This is a genomic window from Nonomuraea indica (assembly GCF_002850745.1).
In the GTDB taxonomy this organism is placed as follows: Bacteria; Actinomycetota; Actinomycetes; order Streptosporangiales; family Streptosporangiaceae; genus Nonomuraea; species Nonomuraea indica.
This window is the reverse complement of record NZ_PJOK01000064.1, coordinates 132,211-154,390: the sequence shown is the minus strand read 5'-3', so window position 1 is coordinate 154,390 and position 22,180 is coordinate 132,211. Positions and strand designations below refer to the sequence as shown.

26 protein-coding genes are annotated in these 22,180 nt (G+C 72.6%); 12 read left to right on the top strand and 14 right to left on the bottom strand.

Annotated features, from left to right (window positions below; genetic code table 11):
• Nucleotides 1-37: 37 nt before the first annotated feature.
• Nucleotides 38-514, bottom strand: coding sequence for a RidA family protein (locus tag CXR44_RS37135; protein ID WP_101790834.1), 477 nt, complete (start codon nucleotides 512-514; stop codon nucleotides 38-40).
• A 29-nt stretch (nucleotides 515-543) separates the two neighbouring features.
• Nucleotides 544-1,266: an aspartate/glutamate racemase family protein gene (locus CXR44_RS37130; RefSeq protein ID WP_101790874.1), complete on the bottom strand. Its 723-nt coding sequence runs from the start codon at nucleotides 1,264-1,266 to the stop codon at nucleotides 544-546.
• Between the two features lie 111 nt (nucleotides 1,267-1,377).
• Between CXR44_RS37130 and CXR44_RS37125 the strand changes: the two genes are divergently transcribed.
• A complete protein-coding gene (locus tag CXR44_RS37125; protein ID WP_101790833.1) occupies nucleotides 1,378-2,295 on the top strand; it encodes a LysR family transcriptional regulator in 918 nt (305 codons plus the stop codon).
• A gap of 224 nt (nucleotides 2,296-2,519) precedes the next feature.
• Here the strand turns inward: CXR44_RS37125 and CXR44_RS37120 are convergent, their stop codons facing one another.
• Both CXR44_RS37120 and CXR44_RS37115 read right to left on the bottom strand, forming a co-directional pair.
• Entirely contained in the window at nucleotides 2,520-3,173 is a 654-nt protein-coding gene (locus CXR44_RS37120; RefSeq protein ID WP_101790832.1) for a response regulator, read from the bottom strand.
• Nucleotides 3,161-4,285: a sensor histidine kinase gene (locus CXR44_RS37115; protein WP_245899896.1), complete on the bottom strand. Its 1,125-nt coding sequence runs from the start codon at nucleotides 4,283-4,285 to the stop codon at nucleotides 3,161-3,163. Before CXR44_RS37115 ends, CXR44_RS37120 begins: the two co-directional genes overlap by 13 nt.
• A 195-nt stretch (nucleotides 4,286-4,480) precedes the next feature.
• Here CXR44_RS37115 and CXR44_RS37110 point away from each other — a divergent pair, with 195 nt between their 5' ends.
• The 4 genes from CXR44_RS37110 to CXR44_RS37095 all read left to right on the top strand — a co-directional run bounded on the left by CXR44_RS37110 (nucleotide 4,481) and on the right by CXR44_RS37095 (nucleotide 8,110).
• Entirely contained in the window at nucleotides 4,481-5,653 is a 1,173-nt protein-coding gene (locus tag CXR44_RS37110; protein WP_101790831.1) for an alpha/beta hydrolase, read from the top strand.
• A gap of 99 nt (nucleotides 5,654-5,752) precedes the next feature.
• Nucleotides 5,753-6,346: a helix-turn-helix domain-containing protein gene (locus tag CXR44_RS37105; RefSeq protein WP_180903889.1), complete on the top strand. Its 594-nt coding sequence runs from the start codon at nucleotides 5,753-5,755 to the stop codon at nucleotides 6,344-6,346.
• A gap of 111 nt (nucleotides 6,347-6,457) precedes the next feature.
• Entirely contained in the window at nucleotides 6,458-7,318 is an 861-nt protein-coding gene (locus CXR44_RS37100; RefSeq protein WP_101790830.1) for a class I SAM-dependent methyltransferase, read from the top strand.
• Between the two features lie 150 nt (nucleotides 7,319-7,468).
• On the top strand, nucleotides 7,469-8,110 hold the full coding sequence (locus CXR44_RS37095; RefSeq protein ID WP_245899908.1) for a Pr6Pr family membrane protein: 642 nt from the start codon (nucleotides 7,469-7,471) through the stop codon (nucleotides 8,108-8,110).
• 7 nt (nucleotides 8,111-8,117) lie between these two features.
• Here CXR44_RS37095 and CXR44_RS37090 read toward each other — a convergent pair whose 3' ends face one another.
• Nucleotides 8,118-8,339: a hypothetical protein gene (locus CXR44_RS37090; protein WP_101790828.1), complete on the bottom strand. Its 222-nt coding sequence runs from the start codon at nucleotides 8,337-8,339 to the stop codon at nucleotides 8,118-8,120.
• A 346-nt stretch (nucleotides 8,340-8,685) separates the two neighbouring features.
• On the opposite strand from CXR44_RS37090, the gene CXR44_RS37085 reads away from it, so the two are divergent.
• Together CXR44_RS37085 and CXR44_RS37080 are read left to right on the top strand one after the other, a co-directional pair.
• The gene (locus CXR44_RS37085; protein WP_101790827.1) at nucleotides 8,686-9,060 is read left to right on the top strand and encodes an FtsX-like permease family protein; all 375 of its coding nucleotides are present in this window, start codon (nucleotides 8,686-8,688) and stop codon (nucleotides 9,058-9,060) included.
• Between the two features lie 7 nt (nucleotides 9,061-9,067).
• Nucleotides 9,068-9,937 carry a GNAT family N-acetyltransferase gene (locus tag CXR44_RS37080; protein WP_101790826.1) on the top strand — a complete coding sequence of 290 codons (870 nt, stop codon included), beginning with the start codon at nucleotides 9,068-9,070 and terminating at the stop codon, nucleotides 9,935-9,937.
• Nucleotides 9,938-10,035: 98 nt separating this feature from the next.
• Here CXR44_RS37080 and CXR44_RS37075 read toward each other — a convergent pair whose 3' ends face one another.
• Both CXR44_RS37075 and CXR44_RS37070 read right to left on the bottom strand, forming a co-directional pair.
• The gene (locus tag CXR44_RS37075; protein ID WP_101790825.1) at nucleotides 10,036-10,650 is read right to left on the bottom strand and encodes a histidine phosphatase family protein; all 615 of its coding nucleotides are present in this window, start codon (nucleotides 10,648-10,650) and stop codon (nucleotides 10,036-10,038) included.
• Nucleotides 10,651-10,763: 113 nt separating this feature from the next.
• Entirely contained in the window at nucleotides 10,764-12,011 is a 1,248-nt protein-coding gene (locus CXR44_RS37070; RefSeq protein ID WP_101790824.1) for a PEP/pyruvate-binding domain-containing protein, read from the bottom strand.
• A 59-nt stretch (nucleotides 12,012-12,070) separates the two neighbouring features.
• On the opposite strand from CXR44_RS37070, the gene CXR44_RS37065 reads away from it, so the two are divergent.
• Together CXR44_RS37065 and CXR44_RS39890 are read left to right on the top strand one after the other, a co-directional pair.
• The gene (locus tag CXR44_RS37065; RefSeq protein WP_101790823.1) at nucleotides 12,071-12,460 is read left to right on the top strand and encodes a DNA-binding protein; all 390 of its coding nucleotides are present in this window, start codon (nucleotides 12,071-12,073) and stop codon (nucleotides 12,458-12,460) included.
• Entirely contained in the window at nucleotides 12,457-13,083 is a 627-nt protein-coding gene (locus CXR44_RS39890; RefSeq protein WP_101790822.1) for a transcriptional regulator, read from the top strand. The genes CXR44_RS37065 and CXR44_RS39890 overlap by 4 nt, the downstream gene beginning before the upstream one ends.
• A gap of 111 nt (nucleotides 13,084-13,194) precedes the next feature.
• Here CXR44_RS39890 and CXR44_RS37055 read toward each other — a convergent pair whose 3' ends face one another.
• The 5 genes from CXR44_RS37055 to CXR44_RS37035 all read right to left on the bottom strand — a co-directional run bounded on the left by CXR44_RS37055 (nucleotide 13,195) and on the right by CXR44_RS37035 (nucleotide 16,513).
• Nucleotides 13,195-13,707: a hypothetical protein gene (locus CXR44_RS37055; RefSeq protein WP_219602233.1), complete on the bottom strand. Its 513-nt coding sequence runs from the start codon at nucleotides 13,705-13,707 to the stop codon at nucleotides 13,195-13,197.
• Complete coding sequence (locus CXR44_RS37050; protein ID WP_101790821.1) at nucleotides 13,697-14,125, bottom strand: MarR family winged helix-turn-helix transcriptional regulator; 429 nt, start codon at nucleotides 14,123-14,125, stop codon at nucleotides 13,697-13,699. The genes CXR44_RS37055 and CXR44_RS37050 overlap by 11 nt, the downstream gene beginning before the upstream one ends.
• Before the next feature lie 138 nt (nucleotides 14,126-14,263).
• A complete protein-coding gene (locus CXR44_RS37045; protein WP_101790870.1) occupies nucleotides 14,264-15,514 on the bottom strand; it encodes an RNA polymerase sigma factor in 1,251 nt (416 codons plus the stop codon).
• 41 nt (nucleotides 15,515-15,555) lie between these two features.
• Complete coding sequence (locus CXR44_RS37040) at nucleotides 15,556-15,924, bottom strand: YciI family protein (protein WP_101790820.1); 369 nt, start codon at nucleotides 15,922-15,924, stop codon at nucleotides 15,556-15,558.
• A 154-nt stretch (nucleotides 15,925-16,078) separates the two neighbouring features.
• On the bottom strand, nucleotides 16,079-16,513 hold the full coding sequence (locus CXR44_RS37035; protein WP_101790819.1) for a helix-turn-helix transcriptional regulator: 435 nt from the start codon (nucleotides 16,511-16,513) through the stop codon (nucleotides 16,079-16,081).
• A 103-nt stretch (nucleotides 16,514-16,616) separates the two neighbouring features.
• Between CXR44_RS37035 and CXR44_RS37030 the strand changes: the two genes are divergently transcribed.
• From CXR44_RS37030 to CXR44_RS37020, 3 genes are read left to right on the top strand one after another with little or no spacing between them, the layout of a single operon-like run.
• Nucleotides 16,617-17,513, top strand: a complete 897-nt coding sequence (locus CXR44_RS37030; protein ID WP_245899894.1) for a helix-turn-helix domain-containing protein — start codon at nucleotides 16,617-16,619, stop codon at nucleotides 17,511-17,513.
• Nucleotides 17,498-18,433 carry a sterol desaturase family protein gene (locus tag CXR44_RS37025; RefSeq protein ID WP_101790817.1) on the top strand — a complete coding sequence of 312 codons (936 nt, stop codon included), beginning with the start codon at nucleotides 17,498-17,500 and terminating at the stop codon, nucleotides 18,431-18,433. The genes CXR44_RS37030 and CXR44_RS37025 overlap by 16 nt, the downstream gene beginning before the upstream one ends.
• 29 nt (nucleotides 18,434-18,462) lie before the next feature.
• Complete coding sequence (locus CXR44_RS37020; protein WP_144070220.1) at nucleotides 18,463-19,380, top strand: winged helix-turn-helix transcriptional regulator; 918 nt, start codon at nucleotides 18,463-18,465, stop codon at nucleotides 19,378-19,380.
• 13 nt (nucleotides 19,381-19,393) lie between these two features.
• Here the strand turns inward: CXR44_RS37020 and CXR44_RS37015 are convergent, their stop codons facing one another.
• Nucleotides 19,394-20,572 carry an acetyl-CoA acetyltransferase gene (locus CXR44_RS37015; protein WP_101790815.1) on the bottom strand — a complete coding sequence of 393 codons (1,179 nt, stop codon included), beginning with the start codon at nucleotides 20,570-20,572 and terminating at the stop codon, nucleotides 19,394-19,396.
• Nucleotides 20,569-22,098 (bottom strand): class I adenylate-forming enzyme family protein, encoded by a 1,530-nt coding sequence (locus CXR44_RS37010; protein WP_245899892.1) that lies wholly within the window; start codon nucleotides 22,096-22,098, stop codon nucleotides 20,569-20,571. Before CXR44_RS37010 ends, CXR44_RS37015 begins: the two co-directional genes overlap by 4 nt.
• Nucleotides 22,099-22,180 lie beyond the last annotated feature (82 nt).

Here is a 22,180-nt window from a genome sequence, read left to right as displayed (position 1 = left end):
CCCTCCCGCGGGGCGGGGGGCCCAGGGATACGCGGACTCAGCCGCGAGCCGGTCGGCGAAGCTCGACCAGGAGTTCCAGTTCGACGGGTGCGTTCAGGGGCAGCGACGACACCCCGACGGCCGAGCGGGCATGCCGTCCGGCATCGCCGAAAAGTTCGCAGAGCAGGTCCGACGCCCCATCGCCGACCTGTGGGTGCCCGGTGAAGTCGGTCGTCGACGCGACGAACACCAGGGCCTTGACCACGCGGGCCACCTCCGCCAGGTCGCCGGCCTCCGCCTGCAGGGCCGCCAGCGAGTTGAGGGCGCACTGACGCGCGCACTCGTACCCGAGTTCCACGCCGACTGTGTCACCGAGCCGGCCAGCCGCGATCAACCGTCCCTCGCGCAGTGGCACCTGGCCCGACACGTGGATGTGGTCACCGCTGCGTACAGCCGGCACATAGGTCGCGACTGGCGGGACGACCTGCGGCAACACCAGCCCCAGTTCCCGGAGCCGCTGATGGGGATCCGGCATTGCGCGATCCGTTCCGTGGCGTCCTGAGCTCATCGAGGGCCGCCCCGCCAGTCGGGCATCGCCCGCTCGCCGACAGCGACCTCGTAGGCCGCACGCGCCAGCAGCCGGGTGGAGTCCAGCGTCGGCAGGTGGGAGACCTCTGGCGTGATCAGCAGGGGGATCTCGGTGCACACAAGGGCGACGGCGTCACAGCCCCGGTCGGCAAGCCGTTCGATGACACGGAGGTACTCCTGGCGCGACGCATCGCTGATCACGCCGTTCACCAGTTCCTTGAAAATGATTTCGTTGACGAGTTGCCGGTCGCTCGCGTCCGGCAACTCCGCCGTGATCCCGCGGGCGGCGAGGGCCCGCGGGTACAGCGGGCCGTCCATCGTGTACCTGGTGCCCAGCACGCCGACGCGGGTGCGCCCCTCGGCGGCGGCCTGGTCCGCGACGACCTCGGCGATGTGCAGGCCCGGCAGTGGGAGGTCCGCTCCCGGCACCTCCAGAGCCAGGTGGGCGGTGTTGTCCGGGCATACGAAGAAGTCGGCGCCGGCTCGGGCGAGTCGCTGCGCGCTGGTGGCCAGGGTGGCCCGGACGCTCGCGTGATCCCCCGCGTCCCAGGCAGGCATGCTGTACCCGAAGGCGATGTAGTCCAGGGTGACGTCGGGATGCTCGTTGCGACCTGTCCGGCGGAATCCCTCCTCGCAATAGGTGAGGAAGCAGAGGGCGGCTCCTCCCGTGCTGTGAGCGAGAACTCCGAGGTGTTTCACGACGTCTCCGGCATCTCCGAACATTGGGACGACCTCATTCTTTACCGGGTCGTACCCAGGCGCCTACTCTGAGGCATCGATCGATATGGCAGTCATGCCGTGGAGGCATAGATGGATCTACGACTGCTGGGTTACGTGGTGGCGATCGCCGAAGAGGGATCCATCAGCGGAGCCGCTCGCCGCCTGCGGCTCACCCAGCCGACTCTGAGCCGGCAGCTGGGTGAGCTCGAACGACGCCTGGGGGCCGAACTGTTCACGCGCGCCGGCCGCGGACTCGTTCCCACCCCTGCCGGGGAGGTGCTGATCCGGCGTGCCGTGCAGATGCTGGCCGACGCGGAAGCCGCTCTCAACGACGTACGGCTGGCCGCCGAGGGCAAGACCGGCCGCCTGACGGTGGGGTTCGCCGGATCAGGTATCAACGGTGTGCTGGGCGCCGCTCTCGGGCGGCTGCGGGTGGAATTCCCCGACATCGAGCTGACCCTGGTGGAACTGTTCGACGACGCCGAGATGTCGGCCGGCATCCTGGACGGCAGCCTTGACGTGGCGGTGCAGCGGCTGCCGGTCCGCGACGCCCGTCTCGCCACACGGGTCTGCGCACGCGAGTCGTTGACAATCTTCCTGCCGGCCGGGCACCCCTTCGCCAGGACCCGCGAGCCGGCGCCGGTGTCCGTGCTCGGTGAGATCCCCTTGGTGCTGTGGCCACGGGAGTCCGCACCCCACGCGCACGACGAGATCACCTCGTTGTGCCACCACGCCGGAATCGTGCCGCGCGTCGGCGCACGAGGCCGGAGCGTCCAGACGATCCTCGCGCTCGTCGCCGCGGGTTTCGGCGCGGCCGTGATGGCCGACTCCTATCGGGTGCTGCATCGGGAGGGGGTGACACCTCGACGACTCGCGGGTACCGCCACCACCTTGCACCTTGTCTGGCTGGCCGGGAACACGAACCCGCTCCTCACCCGCTTCATGATCGCTCTGGACACCGTGAAGGCCCGGCATCGCGATGACGGGCCCAGGACCACCGACGCCTGAACGCCGCCCAGGTCGTGCCGGCGATCCGACCGGCGCTCGCCATGGCGAGCCTCGGCCTCCACGGCGCGGAGTCCATGAGGTCGTCCAGGTTCGGTGCGGGGCTCGGTTCGGCCGCGGTGAGGTTGCGGATCATGGAGTGGGCGACGTGACCCCGGTGGCGGAGCTCGTCGGTGCAGGCGCGGGCCCGGTCGCTGCTGTCGGCCGGTTCCCGTGGGCACAGGTGGTCAGGACAGGCCCGCGTCGTGGGCGAGGAGCGCGATCTGAGTGCGGTTGTCCAGGCCGAGCTTGGTCAGGATGCTGGACACGTGGGCTTTCGCGGTCGTGATGCCCATGGTCAGCTCCGTGGCGATGTCCGCGTTCGTCCTGCCTTGAGCGATCGCCACGGCCACCTCGTGTTCGCGCGGGGTGAGGGTGGCCAGCGCGGCACGAGCCCGCTCATAGGCCCCGGCCTGGGTGACTGTGCGTTCCATCAGGCGCCGGGTGATGCGCGGGGACAGGATCGGGTCTCCCGCGGCGACCCGGGTGACGGCTTCGACGATCCGCGCCGGCGGGGTGTCCTTGAGCAGGAACCCACTGGCGCCGGCACGTAGCGCGTGCACGATGTTCTCGTCGGTGTCGAAGGTGGTCAGCACGATGACCTCCGGCGGGTGGGTGCGGGCCCGCAGCCGACGGGTTGCGGTGATGCCGTCCACGCGGGGCATGCGCAGGTCCATCAGGACGATGTCCGGGGCGTGGGCGTCGGTGGCGGTGATGGCCTCCTGGCCGTCGGCCGCCTCGGCGACGACGGTGATGCCGGCGGCTCCGTCGAGCATCATCGACAGTCCGGCACGGACCAGGGCGTCGTCGTCCACCAGGAGCACGCGGATCACGCCGGCCATGGTAGCCGGGCGTGGAGCCGGAACCGTCCGTCGCCGCTGTGGTGGTCCAGTTGTCCTCCGTCGAGCCGTACTCGCTCGGTGAGCCCGACCAGTCCGACTCCGCTGCTGGGAGCGGTCGGTGCCCCGCCCGGCGGCGGGATCGGGTTGGTGATGGTGATCAGCAGGGACGTGCCGGGAGCACCGCGCAGGTGCACGTCCACCGGCTGGCCGGGGGCGTGCTTGCGGGCGTTGGTGAGTCCTTCCTGAACGACGCGGTAGCCGGTCCGCCCGGTGGTGGGCGGGACGGCGTCGGGGAGCTCGTCGCTGACGCGTACGTCCTGGCCGGCCTGGCGTGCCTCGGCGACCAGGCGCGGCAGGTCGGCCAGCGTGGGCCACGGTCCGCGCTCGTCCAGGAGGTCGTTGTCCTCGTGGAGCAGGCCGATCACCTGGCGCAGCTCCTCCAGCGCCTGGTGCACTCCGGAGCGGACCACCCCGGCGGCCAGGGCGAGCTGGTCGGGGGAGGAGTCCGGGCGGTATTCCAGTGCCCCGGCGTGTGTGGCCACCAACGACAGGCGGTGGGCCAGCACGTCGTGCATCTCCCGGGCGAGCTTGCGACGCTCGGCCATGCGCGCCTCGGCGATCCGGCGGCCCTGCTCGGTCTCGGCGCGGCGGGCGCGCTCGCGCAACGAGATGAGCAGGGCTCGGCGGGAACGGGCCAGCGCGCCCCAGCCGAGCAGGGCGCCGTACGAGGTGAAGATCAGCAGCAGCCACCATCCCAAGGAGAGGCCGGAGTTCGGCCTCCACAGCGCCTGGAGCAGGTGAGCCGTGACGCCCGCCGCCGCCACAGCGACAGCGACGCCGAACCGTCCGCGCTGGGCGGCCTGCAGCGCCCCCATCGTCGCCGCGGGCGTCGCCGCCGGGGAGATCGCCGCGAGGAGCGTGGCGGCGAGCGCCCCGGGGACCGGCCACCACAGCTGGGCGAGTGTCGCGACGAGGCTCACCAGCGCGATGACGACGTCCAGCCCCACGAAGGGTCCGCCGGACTGCCCCCACAGTGTCACCGAGGTCAGGGCGCCCACTCCGAGCATCACGATCATCACGCTCGTGGGCCCGGGGGATCGCCTCTCACTCACCGGCTCAGGCTAGTGGCCGCCACGGCGCGGCCGTCACCTACCAAAGGAGGACCCTGACCCCACCTCGGAAGGACGGAGCGCGACCACGAGCCCGATGCGGCAACCCGCCTGGCCGGGCAAGGCTGCCGGACGTGCACCGGCGACTCTGACGCGGGCGGGCATGCCCTCGTGCAGATTGCGATCTTTGGAGGTTCTGTGCCCTTCGGGTATCTGTTCACCGTGGCGCTCGCCGCGATCGGTACGCTGTTCGCGCTGCGGCCGGTGCCGTTCTCACGCCCGCTCGGCCGCCCGAGCTACTACTTCGGCCTGGCCGCCAACGAGCTGCCGTTCGCGGTCTTCTTCTGGATGCTGCTGCTTCCGACGGCGCTGGCGTTCGCCGACGGTGACATCGACTCGGCGGGCAGCTGGGCGGTAGTCGCCCTGGCCGCCGTGACCGTGCTCGGGCTCGCGTTCATCGCCTACCGCGCGCTGGGCGAGCGGGCCAGGATCGAGCGCGCGATGGACTCCGGGCTGGGCGCGGGGTGGCGCGCCGCCATCGACGCCGACCTTGGAGGTGGGCTGCGGCGCCGTCCCCCCTGGGTCCGCATCCTGCTCATGCCGATTTTCCGGCGCCGCCTGGACGTCCGGCGCGTGCCCGATCTGGCCTACGGCGACGCAGGCCGCCGCAACCTGCTCGACCTCTACCACCACCGTTCGCGCCCCTCCGGCGCCCCCGTGATGATCCACCTGCACGGCGGCGGCTACTCCGGCGGCCGCAAGAACAGCCAGTCGCTTCCCCTGCTCCACCACCTCGCCCGCCAGGGATGGGTGTGCGTCAGCGCCAACTACCGGCTCCGGCCGCAGGCCCGGCACCCGGACCACCTGATCGACCTCAAGAAGGTCATCGCCTGGGTGCGCGAGCACGCCCACGAGTACGGCGCCGACCCGTCGACGCTGTTCGTCGCGGGCAGTTCGGCGGGCGGGCACATGGCGGCACTGGCCGCGCTCACCCAGAACGACCCCGCCTTCCAGCCGGGCTTCGAGGACGCCGACACCTCCGTGACCGGCGCCATCTACTTGAACGGCTGGTACGGCGCCTACTTCGGCCAGGGCCCCGATTCCTCGCCGCTGGCCCACATCACACCGGACGCGCCGCCGTTCCTCGTGGCCCACGGCGATCTGGACCCGCTGGTGCCTGTGGCGGATGCCCGGCACTTCGCCGACCGGCTGCGTCAGGCCTCGGCCGCCCCCGTCGTCTACGCCGAGCTGCGCGGCGGTAACCACGCCTTCGACCTGTACCACTCTGTCCGCTTCGAGGCCGTCATCGACGCGATCGAGGGCTTCACCGCCTGGGTGAGATCAAGGGAAAGACGAGCCGCAGCCGGGTGACCGTGGCGTCGGCTCATGGCACTCGCATCGGCTGCTCTGGTCGCCGGCCTCGACGCCGGACAGTCCTGGACCTTGCGCGAGGGGCATACGGTAGTGCTTGTGACGCAAGACGATGGAGACCTCGACGGTCTCGTACGCAGACGCATCCGTGCCCTCCGGGTGGCGCAGGGCTGGTCCCTGGAGGAGCTGGCGATCCGCGCCCGGGTCAGTCCGTCCACGCTCTCCCGTATCGAGAACGGCCGGCGCCGTCTCGCGTTGGACCAGTTGGTGACCCTCGCCCGAGCCCTGGACACCTCCCTGGACCAACTGGTGGAGACCGCCTCCGACGATGTCGTCACCAGCCCCGTGATCGACGGTGCGCACGGGTTGATGCGCTGGCCCGTCAAGAGCGACCCCGGTATGACCGTCGTGCGTCAGCGGATGACCGGGCCGCCCCCGGACAATCCCGCGCGGATGCGCGCCCACCCGGGTCGCGAATGGCTCGTGGTCCTGTCCGGAACGGCGATCCTCCTGCTGGGCCACCGGCGCTTGCGCGTCGAGACGAACCAGGCCGCCGAGTTCCCCACGATGCTGCCGCACGCCATCGGGGCCGAGGGGGGTCCCTGCGAGATCCTGGGCATCTTCGACCGCGACGCCCGTCGCGGTCATCAGCGCGCCGGCGGCACCGGCGAATCGGACGGCTCGCGTACCTGACCGCCCGCCCGGATGGGGGCGTCTTGCGCGTCCGGCATGCCGCGCGGCCATCTGGTTGCGGGTCCGGGAAGTGATCGCGCCCCGCGCACGTCATCGTCCTAGCGTGACGGCATGACTCACGCAGACCCATGCAACTCCTCTCACGGCCACCACGAGCAGCACGCCGACGGGCAGGCGGAGATCCTCGACCTGGACGCGGAGGTCCTGGCCGAGCACACCGCCACCATCGCCGGGTGGCTGCCCGTCCAGGAACCTCCCGGCCAGATCGTGGATCTCGGGTGCGGCACCGGGGCGGGCACCTTCACGCTCCTCGACCGTTTCCCGGAGGCGCGCATCACGGCGGTCGACGTCTCGGCCCCGCACCTTCAGCGCCTGCTGGAGAAGGCGTGCGCCCGGGGCGTGGAGGGGCGCGTGCGCACCGTTCAGGCCGATCTCGACGGGACCGACTGGCCCGATCTCGGCACGCCCGATCTGGTGTGGGCATCGGCCTCCATGCACCACGTAGCCCGTCCCGACCGCGTCCTGCGCCGCGTTCACGACCTGCTGGCCCCCGGCGGCCTGTTCGCGGTGGTGGAACTGTCCGGCTTCCCGCGATTCCTGCCCGAGGACGTCCCGGAGGACCGGCCCGGCCTGGAGGATCGTTGCCACGAGGCGAGCGACCGGCTCCACGCCGAACGCGTCCCCCACCGCGGCGCCGACTGGGGGCCGAAGCTGGCCGAGGCGGGGTTCGCCGTCGAGGGGGAGCGCACTGTCGCCGTGAACGTCACGGGTTCCGGCAGCAAGGCGGTCGGCGCCTACGCCCTCGCCGGCCTGCGGCGGCTGCGCCACAGCGTGGCCGGCGCGCTCTCGGCCGAGGACCTGGCCGCACTGGACCGGCTGCTCGACGTGGCCGGCCCGCACAGCATCCTGCGCCGCGACGACCTCGCGGTGCGCACCGAACGCACTGCCTGGGCCGCACGCCGCACCTCCTAGAAGGCGGCCATCGCGGCCGGGGGCCGGCCTTCGGGCAGCCCTGCCCGAAGGCCTTCACTCCGGCGTTCCAGCGATCGGCGAACGGTCGGTCGGCGTGATGCGCTCTGTGCGACCATGATCCCTATGCTTGGGGTGAGGGCGTACCGCTTGATGCTGATCCTTGCCGCGGTGGTCGGCCTGATCCATACGTGGATGGCCCTGGGCAGTCCGCTGAACCCGCTCGTGCTCTTCACCGTGCAGAGCAATCTGCTGCTCGCGGGGTTCTGCTCCTGGCAGGTGGTCGGCAGATGGCGCTCCTCTGTCGAGCTCAAGGGGGCGGTGACGCTCTACATCGTGATCACTGGTCTGGTCTGGCACTTTCTGCGCATGCGCGGAGCCAACCCCTTCGAGCACCTCTCCCTTCACGGTCACGGTCTGGGCAAATTTCTTCTTCACTACGTGACGCCCGTCATGGCCGTGATCGACTGGCTGTTCTTCGACCGGGCCGCTCCTCGGCCGACATGGGCGGCCGCTCTCAGGTGGCTGATCTACCCGATGGCCTATCTGGTGTTTGCCCTGGTCAGAGGCGCCTTGCTGCCTCCTGGCGCGTGGAAGCGGTATCCCTATCCGTTTCTGGATGTGGACAGGTTCGGGTACGGCGGGGTGGCGCTGATGGCGCTGGCGCTGGCCGTCTGCTTCGTGCTGCTCGGCTATGGGTTGATCGCCCTGCGCCGCCTGGTCGACCGTGACAGTCGTAGGGCCGTGGTCTCCACACCTTCATCTCCCGCCGACACCGCGGCCCCAACACGATGATCGGTGATCAGGCCGGCGCGGCGGTGCTCTCGGGCCGGGCGCCCGCGGTGTCCGAGCGGCCGGGATGGCCGCTGGCGGGAGCGGTGCTGGTGCTGGCCGGACTGGGGGCGACCGCGGTGGCGTGGCGCCGGCCGGACTCCATGTGGGTGCTCACCTCCGCCGTGCTGGTGCTGCTCGGCCTGGTGGTGTTGACGCCGTGGCTGGTCGGCTTCACCGGGCGCCTGGCCACGCGGTTGCGGCTCCCTCTGCGGATGTCCGTGCGTGACGCGGTCGGTGGTGTTCGACGCGGGCGCGCTGCGGGACGGCAAGCTCACCCTGCGGGCGAGCTCCACGTCCGGCCCCGCGCGCCGGCTGGAGGTGCCCGCGGTGCTGGCCGCACCCGCCGACGAGCACCAGGGCGGCGCCCTGTTGCCGCGTGGCCTGGTGGAGCAGGCCGGCTTCTCGACGGCGGAGCGCCAGCTCTACGCCATGCACCGGCCGTCGGCCGACTCGACGCTGTGGCGTGATCTGGCCAAGGTGGATCGCCGTGTCACGGTCGCCGTCGAGGAGGGCCATCGCAACGTGCCCGACCCGGCCTGTGGGGCTGGCTCGGCGGCGCTCTCGTCCTCGTCGTCGGCGGCACGCTGGCCGCCACGCGCCTGGCAGCCGCCGACATGCGGCCCGAGCAGGCGACGATGGTGGCCATCGGCGCCCCGCCCAGGACGTTGCGGGCGGTCGTGGCCGGCCAGGCCCTCTACATCTCCGGGCTCGGCGCGCTGGTGGGACTGCTCGCGGGAACGGTGACGGGCCTGGCGCTGGCCCGCCCCATGACGACACTCGGCGCCGGCGACCCCGCCACGATCGCCGTACCATGGCTGTTCCTGGCCGCCGTCGTGGTCGGGCTGCCCGTCCTGGCGAGTGCGGCGACGCTGATCGCCCCCGTCGCCGGCCGGCGGTGGAGTGGTGTGTGAGGGGTCGATGATGATCGAGATGGGCAGGCCGGGAGCCGACGGGCTCGGCGACGTGGTGCGGGTGCTGCGGGAGTGGCAGGACGGCGCGGCGCCCGTGCAGTTGCATCCGGGGGATGTGGGCTGGTTCTGGCGGTTCGGTGCGCAGCGGACGGCGGAGGCCGTCCGGACCTGGAGCCGGGCCGGCAAGGTGCTGGCGGTCGGGTTGCTGGACGGTGCGGAGTTGCTGCGGCTGGGGTTCGCGCCGGAGGCGTTGCGGGACGAGTCACTGGCGCGGCAGGTGGTGGAGGACGTGTCGGCGCCCGAGCGCGGCGTGCTCCCCGAGGGGAAGGTGTACGTCGAGGCGCCGATCGGCGCGCTGGTCCAGGACCTGTTGTCCGAGGATGGCTGGGGGAGCGGCGAGCCGTGGACGCTGCTTCGGCGTGACCTCCGCGCGCTGGTGCCCGACCCCGGCGTACGCGTCGAGGTGATCAGGCCGGACCAGGCCCACGAATGGGTCGCGGTTCTGCGGGCGTCGTTCGACGGTTCCACGTTCACCGACGAGCGCTGGCACGCCATGGCGGCAGGTACGCCGTACGGCGACGCGAAGTGCCTGGTCGTCCGCAACGAGCAGGGCGAGGCGGTGGCGGCCGTGACGGTGTGGTCGGCGGGTGTGGGCAGGCCGGGGCTGATCGAGCCGATGGGGGTGCACCGGGCACACCGCGGTCAGGGTCACGGCCGGGCGATCACGGTCGCCGCGGCGCGCGCCCTGCAGGAGTCGGGTTCGTCAAGCGTGGACGTGTGCACGCCGAGCTCCAACGCCGGCGCCGTCGCCACCTACCGGTCGGCCGGCCTGGAGCGGCTGTCCGAGAGGCGTGACCTGTACCGCGACGCTTCCTGAGGCCTTGGACCCGCCTGCCTCGCGCGTGCCCCGGGGCGGGCCCGGACTCGGCGACCGTGGTGGGGGCTGCGCTCCGGTACGCGGCCGGGGTCGTCGCCTCATGGCCTCACGCTTGCGGGGAATCCGGTCCAGCGCAGGTCGGCCGGGAGGTGGCTCATGTCGTTGAACATCACGATCGCCGGCGGCAGGCCGGTGCGGTACTCGATGACCGTCAGTGCGGTGTTGGCGCTGTTCAGACCGAGCCACCGGGACGGCGGCGCGTCCAGTGCGTGCCGCACCAGCCATGCGATCTGAAAGGCGTGCGTCACCAGGACCTCGTGCGTGTCGCGCCGGGTCCCTTCCGTGGTCGCGTCGGGGGCCTTGGCGAACCGGGCGACCAGCGCCTCGGCGAGCCGTCGGCCCGCGGCCGCCTCGGTGTCGTCGAGGCCGTCGAAGAAGCCGGCCCGGGACGGGGGTGTCTCGGCCGGGCCGGGAACGTAGGGCACGTGGTCCACGAGTTCCGCCGCCTCGGCCACGGGGACGTCCGGGAGATGCCGGGCGAGCTCGTGCGCGCTCGCCGCGGCGCGTGGCAGCGGTGAATGCCACACCGCGTCGATCGGCACGCCGGCGAGGCGTTCGCCCAGCAGGCCCGCCTGCCGGTGCCCGATGTCGGTGAGCTCTCCGTGCGCGTCGGCCGCACCGTGGCGCGCCAGGTAGAGGTGTCGTGTTGTCATCAGCGCTCGGGGCGCGGGGCCGGTGCGGGCCCGCTCGCCCCGCTCCTTTCGCTTCGTCGGCGGGGGTTCGGCTCCGGGATGCCCTGGGCGGGTCCGCCTTCGGCGGGCATCGGTCAGGCGCCGGCCGCCGCAACGGTGCCCGTGGTGCCGTCGATGGTGATGAGCGTGTCGTCGTGGAGCCTGCCTGTCGCGTTCGCGATGCCGAGGACGGCGGGGATGCGCTGCTCGCGGGCGACGATCGCGGCGTGGGACAGGACGCCTCCGGTCTCGGTGACGACGCCGGCGGCGATGCGCAGCAGCGGTGTCCACGCCGGGTCGGTGAAGGGGCAGACGAGGATGTCGCCCGGGCGCACGCGCGCGAAGTCGCCGGGGCCGCGGACGATCCTCGCGGGGCCGGTCACGGTCCCGTGGCTGCCGGGGGCCCCGGTGAGTGCGGCGGCCGGGACGTCCGTGGCGCCGTACGACGAAGGCCGTCGTGGGGGCGCGGCGGTGATCGGCCGTGCCTGCAGGACCCAGGTGCGGCCGTCGGCGATCGCCCACTCGATGTCCTGGGGCCCGCCGAGTACGTCAGCGATCTGCCTGCCCAGCTCGGCGAGCCGCGCGGCGGTCTCGTCGTCGATCGCCGGTCGGCGCCGGGCGTGTGCGGGCACGTCGCTCACGACGAGCCGCGTGCCACGCCGGTCGAGGCGGGTCCGCTTGTCGGCGATGGCACGGGTGACCGTGCCGTCCTCGGCGACGTGGTAGGCGTCGGGGGTGACCGTGCCTCCGACGACGCTGGGGCCCAGGCCCCAGGACGCCTCGATCTCGGTGGGGTCGTCCTGGCCCGCGGGTGTGAACATGACCCCGGAGGACTCGGCGTCCAGATGGCGTTGCACGATGACGGCCATCACGGGCTCGGCGGACGGCGGGTCGTCGCGGCGGGAGGCGGCCCGGTAGGCGACGGCGCGCGGGGACGACAGCGAGGCCCAGCAGGCGCGTACGGCGTCGGCGACCTCGTGGACTCCGTGCACGGCGAGAAAGCTCTCGTGCTGGCCGGCCGCCGACTCCCGGGCCGTGTCCTCGCCCGCTGCCGATGATCTCACCGCCACCGGGGGATCGCCGAGGTCGTCGAGGGCGCGTCCCAGCGCGTCGATGACCGTGGCGTGCAGCGGGCGGGCCATGATCGCCTGCCGTGCCGCAGCGGGGCCGTCCGGCTCCCCGGTGATCCGCGCGAGGTCCAGGTCGCGGACGGCGGCGAGGTGGGCGTCGAACGGGACGACGAAGCCGTCGGGAACCGGCAGACCCGCGCGCAGCAACGCGCCGAGTGTGCCGGCCTTGCCGCCGCAGGTGCCGGCGGCGGCCTCCATGAGGGGTATGGTCATCCACGCTCGCCTTCAACGTTTTGTTGACAAAATTTCGTTGATTATGCATCGTGAGTCACATGGAACGCAACAAGGACCTCGATCAGCGCGCCGACCACGTTCTGGCTCGACGTGAGCAGGACGCGCGTGAGCGTCTCCTGAGCCTGGGCGCGGACGCGCTCGCCCCCCGCCCGTGGCGTCCCCCGCCCGCCCCGCCCGCGGCGATCGACCTCGTGCAGTTCGCCGTCTGGCGCCACACCGACCTCGACCCGGAGGACGTGCTGAGCGCGCTCACCCTCCTGCCCGCCGCGCGCGCCGAGGTCGAAGGGCTCGAATCGGCCCTGCTGTTCTCGGCCAGGAGCGCGGGGCTGACCTGGGCGCAGATGGCGGACGCGTTGGGATTCAACTCCCCGCAGGCGTGCCAGCAGCACTACACCCGCCTGACCGCACGACAGGACGCCGGCTCGTGACCCACGACTCCCCGCCCGCCCTCCTGGCCCTGCACGCCGTGCGCATCACCGGGTTCGCGGAGACTCCGGTGATCGCACACCGCTACGGCCTCGACGCGGCCGAGACGCGCGAGCTGCTCCTCGACGCCGAGGCGCGCGGCTGGGTGGAGCACACCTCCTTCGCCGGCACCGGAGGCTGGTCGCTGACCGAAGCGGGCCGAGCCGAGAACGAGCGGCAGCTCGCGGCCGAGCTCACCCACGTCGGCGGTGCCGAGGAGGTCCGTGCCGTCCACCGCGAGTTCCTCCCGCTGAACGCCCTCCTGCTCCGAGCCTGCACCGACTGGCAGCTCCGGCCCACCGCCGGCGATCGGCTCGCCGCCAACGACCACTCCGACGCCGCCTGGGACGCCAGGATCCTCCATGAGCTCGCCGGCCTCGATCGCGCGCTCGCGTCACTCGCGGGCAGGCTCGGGAGCGTCCTGACACGGTTCCGCGGATACGACACGCGGTTCACCGCGGCCCTGGCGCGCGCCCGGGCGGGGGAGGGCGGCTGGGTCGACCGCAGCGACGTCGACTCCTGCCATCGCGTCTGGTTCGAGCTCCACGAAGACCTCATCGCCACGCTCGGCCTCACCCGGGCCTGACCAGCAGGTCCGCGGAGGGCGGTCGAGCAGCGTGCGAACGAGAGGTCGCGTCGGCGGCCCGGACGGGGACCGATCCTGCTCTCCGGAGGAAGGATCGCCCAGGCGGGGAAGTCATCCGTGTTCGGCGTGCCGGCCGTGGTCGGTGACCTGGGCGTCGAACCAGGCGTGCAGCGCCTGAAGGAGGGCCGGGTCGGAGGTGGTGTAGGTGATCCGGGCCCCGGCGGGGGACTCCGCGTAGCGGATGTCGATGCGGTCATGGCCCGCCTCGAGCTCGCGCAGGCCGGGCATCTCGCCGCCGTGGATGGAGGCGGGGTCACCGTAGTCGCCCTTGCTGAAGGCCGCCGCCTCGGCGGTCAGGTGCTCGCGGATCAGGGCGACCTGTCCGGCGTCGCCGGGGTCGTCGGAGGTGACGGTCTGCACGCCGCCGGTGGCGGCCTTGGCGAAGCGGTGCGTGGTGCGCTCCAGGTCGAACGGCATCACCGTCCGGCTGTTGGCCGCGATCTCGGCCTGCCGGGCGGCCGGCGCCTGCTCGTTCCGGCTGATGAGCACGTACGCCGTCGCGGCGACGACGACGAGGGCGAGCGCGGCAAGGAGCGCCTGGAGGCGCCGGTTCTCATGTTTCATCGATGGCCTCCGTGAGGATGGTCAGGGCACGCAGCACGCCGGCGCGTTCGCCCTCGGGGACACGGTCCAGCACGGCGGAGAACCGCTTCGCCCTGGCCTCGGCCAGGCGGGCCGCGGCATTCACTCCGTGCGGGGTGAGCTCGACCAGCACCCCGCGCCCGTCACCGGGCGCGGGGGCGCGCTCGGCCCAGCCGCGGTTGATGAGCTGGGTGACCAGCCGGCTGGTGGTGCTCTTCTCCAGCCGCAGCCGTTGCGCCAGCTCGCTCTGGCGCAACGCGCCGTCCCTGGCCAGCTCGCCCAGGGCGTGCGCCTCCGAGGTGGGGATGGGCTGCCCGCACGGGGTCTGGTCCGGCCGGTGGAGACCGAAGGCCCGCACGAACCGGGCCACGGCCTCCTGGAGTTCGCGATCATCCGCCATGGTTCGACCATACAACCACATAGTTGTAGCGAACAACCAGATATGCCGACGAGGGAGATCGTGCGCTGACGACCTCGGCCACCACGTGCGCGCCGTGGGGGCGAGCGGGTTCCTGCGCGCGATCGCTCGCCGGCGGCGTCAGCTCAGCGTGGCGGCCTTGCTCAGCAGTACTGAGCGTTCGCGCCGGTTGGCGCACAGCCGGGCCGCCAGTTCCAGCTCGGCGCGCGCTTCCGCTCGCCGTCCGAGCCGGGCCAGCAGCTCACCGCGTACGGTCGGGACCAGGTGCGAGCCGGGGAGCCGGTCCGAGGCGATCAGCTCGTCCACGATGGCCAGGGCCTGCGCCGGGCCCGAGGCCATGGCGACGGCGACGGCCCGGTTGAGCTCGACCACCGGCGAGGGCGCGACCCGGCCGAGCGCCTCGTAGAGCACCACGATCCGGTCCCAGTCGGTCGCCTCGACCGAGGGCGCCGCCGCGTGGGTGGCGGCGATCGCGGCCTGCAGGCCGTAGGGGCCGAGGCCGCGGGTCGACGCCTTGGCCAGCGCGGCCAGTCCACGACGGATCGCCGAGACGTCCCACCGCCGCCGGTCCTGCTCGTCGAGCAGCACCGGCGAACCGTCCGGGCCGGTCCGGGCCGGGAAACGCGCGGCCGTCAGCTCGCACAACGCCAGCAGGCCGTGCACCTCCGGCTCCTCCGGCTGCAGCGCGGCCAGCGTGCGGGCCAGCCGGATCGCCTCGTACGCGACGTCGGGGCGCAGCAGCCGGTCGCCCGACGTGGCCGTCGACCCCTCGGTGAAGATCACGTAGAGGACGCTGAGCACGCCGCCCAGCCGCTCCCGGCGCTCGGCGGCCGGCGGCAGCTCGAACGGCACCCCGGCCGCCGCGATCGTCTTCTTGCCCCGGGTGATGCGGGCCTGCACGGTCGGCACGGGTACGAGGAACGCGCGGGCGATCTCCTCGCTGGACAGGCCGCCGACCACGCGCAGGGTCAGTGCCACCCGGGTCTCGGGGGAGAGCACCGGGTGGCAGCTGACGAACATCAGCGCCAGCACGTCGTCATCGATCCTGTCGGGATCGATGTCTCCGCCGCCCGCCGAGCCGCCCGCCGAGCCGCCCGCCGAGCCGCTCGCCAGGTCGGCCGCCAGCAGGACGTACCGGTCCTGGAGGGCGGTCCTGCGGCGGATCGCGTCGATCGCCCGCCGCCGGGCCGTGGCCATCAGCCAGCCGGCCGGATTCGCCGGGGAGGCGAACGGCCACGACACCAGCGCCTCGGCCACCGCCTCCTGGGCCGCGTCCTCGGCCAGCCCGAAATCGCCGGTGAACCGGGTCAGCGCGGCGACGATCCGCGCCGACTCGATCCGCCAGACGGCCTCGACGTCTGCCGCGCCCATCAGATCCGGCCCTCGCTCTCGCGCCCGGCCCTTGGCGATCACTAGCCGACCTGCGGGACCTCGTCGCTCCCCGGCACCCGCCGGACCTCGATCTTGGACCCGGGGACCGCCGGAACCCGCTTGGCCCACTCGATGGCCTCCTGCTTCGAGGCGACGTCGAGCAGGAAGAAGCCTCCGAACAGTTCCTTGGTCTCGCCGTACGGCCCGTCCGTGACCACCGGGGCCTCACCGCTGAAGTCGACCACGACACCCTGGCCCGGATCGTCGAGCCCTTCCGCCGCGAGGAGAACCCCGGCCTTGGCCATCTCCTCGATGAACTGCCGGGTCGTGGCCATCGCCTCGTCGATGTCGGCCATCATGGCCGCGTTCGACTCGTCGGTGCCGCGCATGATCAGTAGGTACTTCGGCATCGCGTCCTCCTCGTCCGGCGGGGCCGCTTCTCGTCCCTCGCACCCACACGTCGAACGAGCGGCCCGCGGATCGACACGATCCCGAAGAAATCGCTCGCCGGGACGCAGCCCGTGGCATCAGCGTGCGCCGCGGCCGGGACGCCGCCGAAGAGCGTCACGGGCCAGCCGCCTGTCGAGACCGGATCGGTCTGGTCACCTGTTTGGCCACGCACGACGGCATCCCCGCCGCGGAGTCCGCCGCCTCGCGCCGGTAGGCGCTGGGCGGCATGCCGACCAGCTCGGTGAAGCGGGTGCTGAAGGTGCCCAGGGACGAGCAGCCGACCGCGAAGCAGACCTCGGTGACGCTGAGGTCGCCGCGGCGCAGCAGCGCCATCGCCCGCTCGATGCGCCGCGTCATCAGATAGGAGTACGGCGACTCGCCGTACGCGCGCCTGAACTCGCGGCTGAGGTGCCCGGCCGACATGTGCGCGCCGCGGGCGAGCGCCTCGACGTCCAGGGGCTGCGCGTACTCGCGGTCGATCCGGTCGCGGACGCGGCGCAGCCGGGCGAGGTCGGTGAGGCGCTGCGCCGCGGTGGAACTGCTCGTCACCTGCGAGATCGTGCCATGTCGGGCCGCAGTTGCCTAGTCCGGGGCCGCTCGCCGGCGACGGCGGTGTGACGCATCACCGAAAGTTCGCACCGATAATCGCGATATGCAGGATCGCGTGATGGGGGAGAGAGCGCCGGGCCGGCGTCGCCCGGCGAGCGGCGGCTCCCCTGCGGTGAGCTGGGCAGGAACGGCGACCGCCGCGCCGGGACTGCTGGCCTTCACCGGCGGGATCGGCTCGGCCGCCCCGCACGCGCACGCCGCCGTCCAGGTTCTCCTGGTGTTCGGCGGCGAGGTGACCCTGGCCGACCGGCGCGGTCACCAGCGCCAGGTGAGTGCCGCGATCATTCCCGCCGGTCACCGGCACGAGCTGCGCGCCGCTCCGGGCGCGCATGGCCTCCTGGCCTACCTCGATCCGGCCGGGCGTGCCGGCCGGGCGGCCACCGCCCGGGTGGCCGCGAGCGGCGACGCCGCCGAGGTGGGAACCTGGCAGGCCGCGGCCGGTCCACGGCCGGGCACACCCGGGGCTGCGGTGTCCCCGGTGCCGGCCGTGCTCTGCTCGGCCGCGTCGGACCGGGAGCGTGAGCGGCTTCCGGTGGCGCTGGCCCGCGCTCTGGAGGCGATCCCGCAGCTGATCAGCGGCCCCCTGCCGCTGGAGGAACTGGCCGCCCGCGTGGGCCTGTCGGCCAGCCGGCTGGGTCACCTGTTCGCCGAGCACCTGCACCTGCCGTACCCGGCCTGGCGGCGCTGGGCCCGGCTGCTGCACGCCATGGAGACGGTGCGCGGCGGCGCCACGCTGACCGAGGCCGCCCATGGCGCCGGATTCGCCGACAGCTCCCACCTGACCCGTGCCTGCCGCGAGATGTTCGGCATGGCCCCCTCGCGCCTGCTGCACGCCGTCCGCCCCGGCGCGGCGGACAGGTTCTCAGGCGAGGTCAGCGGATCCGTCCAAGCCTCGCCCGCCCCGTCGCCGCGACGCTGGACGGCATGTATCGCACCTTGATCCGCTACGGCTACGTGCCGTTCATGCTGCTCGGCGTCAACGGCGCCGCCGTCGCCGTGGCCGCCTCCGGCGGCTCCAAGCTCTGGCTCGTCGGCCTGCTGCTGGCCGCGATCGGCTGCTCCTTCGCCGCCGAACGGGTCCTGCCGTACGAGGCCGATTGGAACAGGGCGGCCGGTGACGGCGGCCGCGACGTCGCGCACGCCGGCGTCAACGAACTGCTGCTGCTCGTCAGCGTCGGAGTCATCCCGCTGCTGGCCGCCACCGTCACCGTCGCCGACGTGTGGCCGCGCTCCTGGCCCTTCGCGCTGCAGGTCCTCGGGGCGGTCCTGATCGCCGACCTCGGCATCACGCTGACTCACTACGCCAGCCACAAGATCGGCGTGCTGTGGCGCTTCCACGCCGTCCACCATTCGATCAAGCGCTTCTACGGCTTCAACGGCCTGATGAAGCACCCTCTGCACCAGACCCTGGAGATGGCCGTCGGCGTCGCCCCGCTCGTCCTCATCGGGCTGCCGTTCGACGTCGCCTCCGCGCTGGCCGTCATCGTCGCCGTCCAGCTGCTGCTCCAGCACTCCAACGCCGACTACCGCGTCGGCGCGCTCACGTACGTGCTCGCGCTCAACGAGGGGCACCGTTTCCACCACCTGAAGTGGGCCGGCATCGGCGACGTCAACTTCGGGCTGTTCACCCTGATCTGGGACCACCTGCTCGGCACCTTCTCCTACGACCCCGACCGTCGTTTCACCTCCGACCAGCTCGGCATGGCCGCCAAACCGAACTACCCCACCGGCTACCTGGCCCAGCTCGCCGAGCCGTTCCGCGCCTCCGGCGCCTGCCACGTCACCGACGCCCCCTCCGGTGACACGCCCGCCGTGTCCACCGGAACCCGCCGGAGGAAGGAGGGCCCGGTACTCTCATAACGAAAGTCAATCGGGTGAAGGAGTGCGCAGTGGAGCGCCCCAGCGCGATCGGGCAGGCGCTGCTGGCCGTGAGCGACCAGTGGACCCTGCTGATCCTCCAGCGTGCGTTCCTCCTGCACGTGCGCCGCTTCGCCGACTGGCGTGACGAGCTCGGCATGTCGGAGTCGGTGCTGGCGAACAGGCTGAAGGAGATGGTCGCGGGCGACCTGCTGAAGCCGGTGCCGTACCGCGAGGAGGGCCGCACCAGGACCGAATACCGGCTCACCGAGCGGGCCGTGGAGCTGTGGCCGGTGCTGGTGGAGATCTGGTCGTGGGAGCGCAGGTGGGTGCCGAGGCGGCACGGGCTGCCCGAGCTGGTCCACACGGCCTGCGGCAAGCGCGCGGACGTGGAGCTGGGGTGCGCGAGCTGCGGCCACGCCCCGGTGACCGCGCGCGACACCGCGACGGTCCGTGGCGCGGCCACGTTCGCGCAGGTGACCGTGCCGCGCCTGCACCGCAGGACGGTCAGGGGCGCGGCCGACCCGCTGTCGTACCTCCCGGAGACCTTCGAGGTGCTGGGCGACCGGTGGAGCACGGTGATCCTGGCCGCGGCCTTCCTCGGGCTGCGGCGCTTCGCCGACTTCCAGGGGGAGCTGGGGGTGGCGCCGTCCGTGCTGTCGAGCCGGCTGCGGCGCTTCACGGATCTCGGCGTGCTGGAGGTGGAGGAGCCGGGCGCGCGGCCGAGGTACCACCTGACGGACAAGGGCCTCGACTTCTTCGGGATCTTCGCCTTCCTCGTGGACTGGGCGCAGCGGTGGTACACGGGCCCGCCCGACACGGACCTGCGTGTCACCCATCAGGCGTGCGGCCTGCCGTTCCGTCCCTGCCTGCGCTGTTGCTCCTGCGGCGAGGCGATCAGCCGCGAACGGGTGCGTTTCGCCCTGCCGGAGCGCGACGCGACCGGGTGACGGCGGCCGGTGGTCAGTCGTCGGCCGCCGTGACGGCGAACAGCGCGACCGTGGTGCAGCTGCCGCCGATGTTCAGCGTCAGCGCGGTGCGGGCGCCCGGGACCTGGCACGGGCCCGCCGTACCGGAGACCTGGCGGGCGGCGTCGTGCAGCATGCGCACGCCGGTGGCTCCCACGGGGTGGCCGAGGCCGATGAGGCCGCCTGACGGGTTCACCGGCAGGCTCCCGTCGAAGTCGATCACGCCCGCCTCGATCGCCCGCCACGACTCGCCGGGCGGGGTCAGACCGAGGTGGTCGAGGGCGACGTACTCGGTGATGGTGAAGCAGTCGTGCGTCTCGATCACGTCCACCGCGGCGGGACCGTCGAGACCGGCCCGCCGGTAGGTGTCGAGCACCGCCTGGCGCAGGTGCGGGAAGAGGTACGGCTCCCGCACGGCCAGCTTGTCCTTCAGCAGCATCGGCGCCGTCCGGTGCCCCCATCCCGAGATGACGGGGCCGCGCCCGCCGTACCGGTCGGAGGCGAGCACGACGGCGGCGGCCCCGTCGGTGATGCGCCCGCAGTCGTACTTGCGCAGCCGCCCCTCGACGACCGGGTTGAGCTCGTCGTCCTCGTCGAAGCAGCCGTCGGGGAACGTCCACGAGCGGGTCTGGGCGAGCGGGTTGCGCAGCGCGTTGCCGTGGTTGACGTCGGCGATGCGCGCCAGGTGCTCGTGGGAGAGTCCGTAGCGCGCGTCCACCTCCTCGGCGATCTCGGCGAACAGCGCCGGCCACGGGTAGTCGGCCGAGGTCGCCTCGCGCCCCGCCCAGGCGGCGCAGCCGAGGTTCCGGGCGGCCTCCTTGGCGCCGACGTTGCGCATCACCTCCACGCCCACGACCAGCGCCACGTCGTACCGGCCCGCCTCCAGGTCGGCCATGGCGGCCAGCACCGCCATGGACCCGGAGGCGCAGGCCGCCTCGTGCCGCGACGTGGGCAGCATCGCCCACGCGGGGTGGACGGCGGCGACCATGCCACCGAGGTGCGCCTGGCCGGCGAACAGCTCACCGGCCAGGTTGCCGACATGGGCCACCTGCACGTCCTCCGCGGGCACGCCGGCCGCCGCCAGCGCGCCGAGACAGGACTCGTGGAGCAGGTCGAACAGGCCCACACCCGAACGGGCGAAGTCGGTCTGGTAGCCGCCCAGGACACGGATCACAGCTTCAGCTCCCGCTTCAGGATCTTGCCGACCGGGTTCCGGGGCAGCGCGTCCACCAGCTCCAGCCGCTCGGGGAGCTTGTAGGAGGCGATGCCCTTGTCGCGGAGGAAGGCGACCACCGACTCCAGGGAGATCTCGCCCTTGGGGACGGCGACCGCGCAGACCTTCTCTCCCAGCACCTCGTCGGGGTAGCCGACCACGGCCACCTCGGCGATCGAGGGATGACCGGCGAGCAGCGACTCCAGCTCGGCGGGGGAGATGTTCATGCCGCCGCGGATGACGATGTCCTTGGCGCGGTCCACGTAACGCAGGTACTGGCCCTCGTCGCCGGCGATCTCGAACAGGTCGCCCGTCCGCAGGTAGCCCTCCTCGTCGAACGGGTCGAGGGCCGCGGTGCCGGGCAGGTAGCCCGCGAAGACGGTGGGGCCGCTGAGCCGCAGCTCTCCCGGTGTCCCCGGCTCGGTGATCTCCACGCCGTCCGGCGAGACGAGCTTGACCCGCACTCCCGGCATCGTGGGGCGGGGGAAGTATCGGGCCCGGATCTCGGGGTCGGGCATGCGCTCGGGGTCGGAGAGCAGGGTGACGCCCTCGTTGGAGCCGAAGAAGTTGATGACGGCGATGCCGTGCCGCTCCTGCCAGCCCTTGACCATGGGCGGCGGCAGCGGCGCCGAGCCCGAGCCGATCCTGGTGAGCGACTCCGCGACCGTCACGCCCTGGTGCAGCAGGAGGGAGAGCAGGGCGGGCGGGGCCAGCGTGTAGGTGACCTTCTCGTCGGCGATCTGCGCCAGGTAGGTGGGCAGGTGGAAGGGGTGGTGCTGGACCAGCACGGCTCCGGTGCGCAGCCAGGGGAGCAGGACGCCGCCGATGGCGGCCATGTTGACCATGGGGAAGGGGTTGAGTATCACGTCGCGGGCGCTCAGGGCGGGCGCGGCGGTGCAGATGGCGGCGACGGCGAGCCAGTCGTAGTGGCACCTGGGCACGCCCTTGGGCGTGGCCTCGGTGCCGGAGGTCCAGCAGATCGTGACCCGCTCGGCCGGATCGGCGACGCGGCGCGGCGCCTCGGGACCGGTGACGCCTTCCAGGTCGGCGGGCCACGAGAGCGTCGGGGTGCCCTCCGGCGCGCGCGACTCGGGCCCCGTGACCAGGAGCGTGGCGGCCGACAACGGCAGCAGCTGGGCCAGCTCGTACTCGCGGTACTGCACGGGGAAGGGGGTGACGGTGGCGCCGAGCCGTACGATCGCGAGGAAGCTCACCACGAGCTCGACGCTGTTGGGCAGCTGCATGGCGACCACGTCGCCCGGTCCGACGCCGCGGGCATGGAGCACGCCGGCGAGCCTGCCGACCTCCGCGTCGAGCTGCGCCCAGGTCAGCCGCTTCGGCGGTCCGATCGTCTTGTCGGGCGGGTCGACGACGGCCGTGGCGCCGGGACGCGCCGCCACCTGGGTCCTGAGCAGCTGGTCGATGGTCTCGGCCGTCCACCAGCCCTCGGCGGTGTAGCGGGCGATCCGATCGGCGGAATGCGTCATCGCGACTCCCATCGGTGATGGCCGAACACTACGAAAGCCGAAGCCAGCACGTCAACGTTGACACCTGGCTTCTTCTATCGTA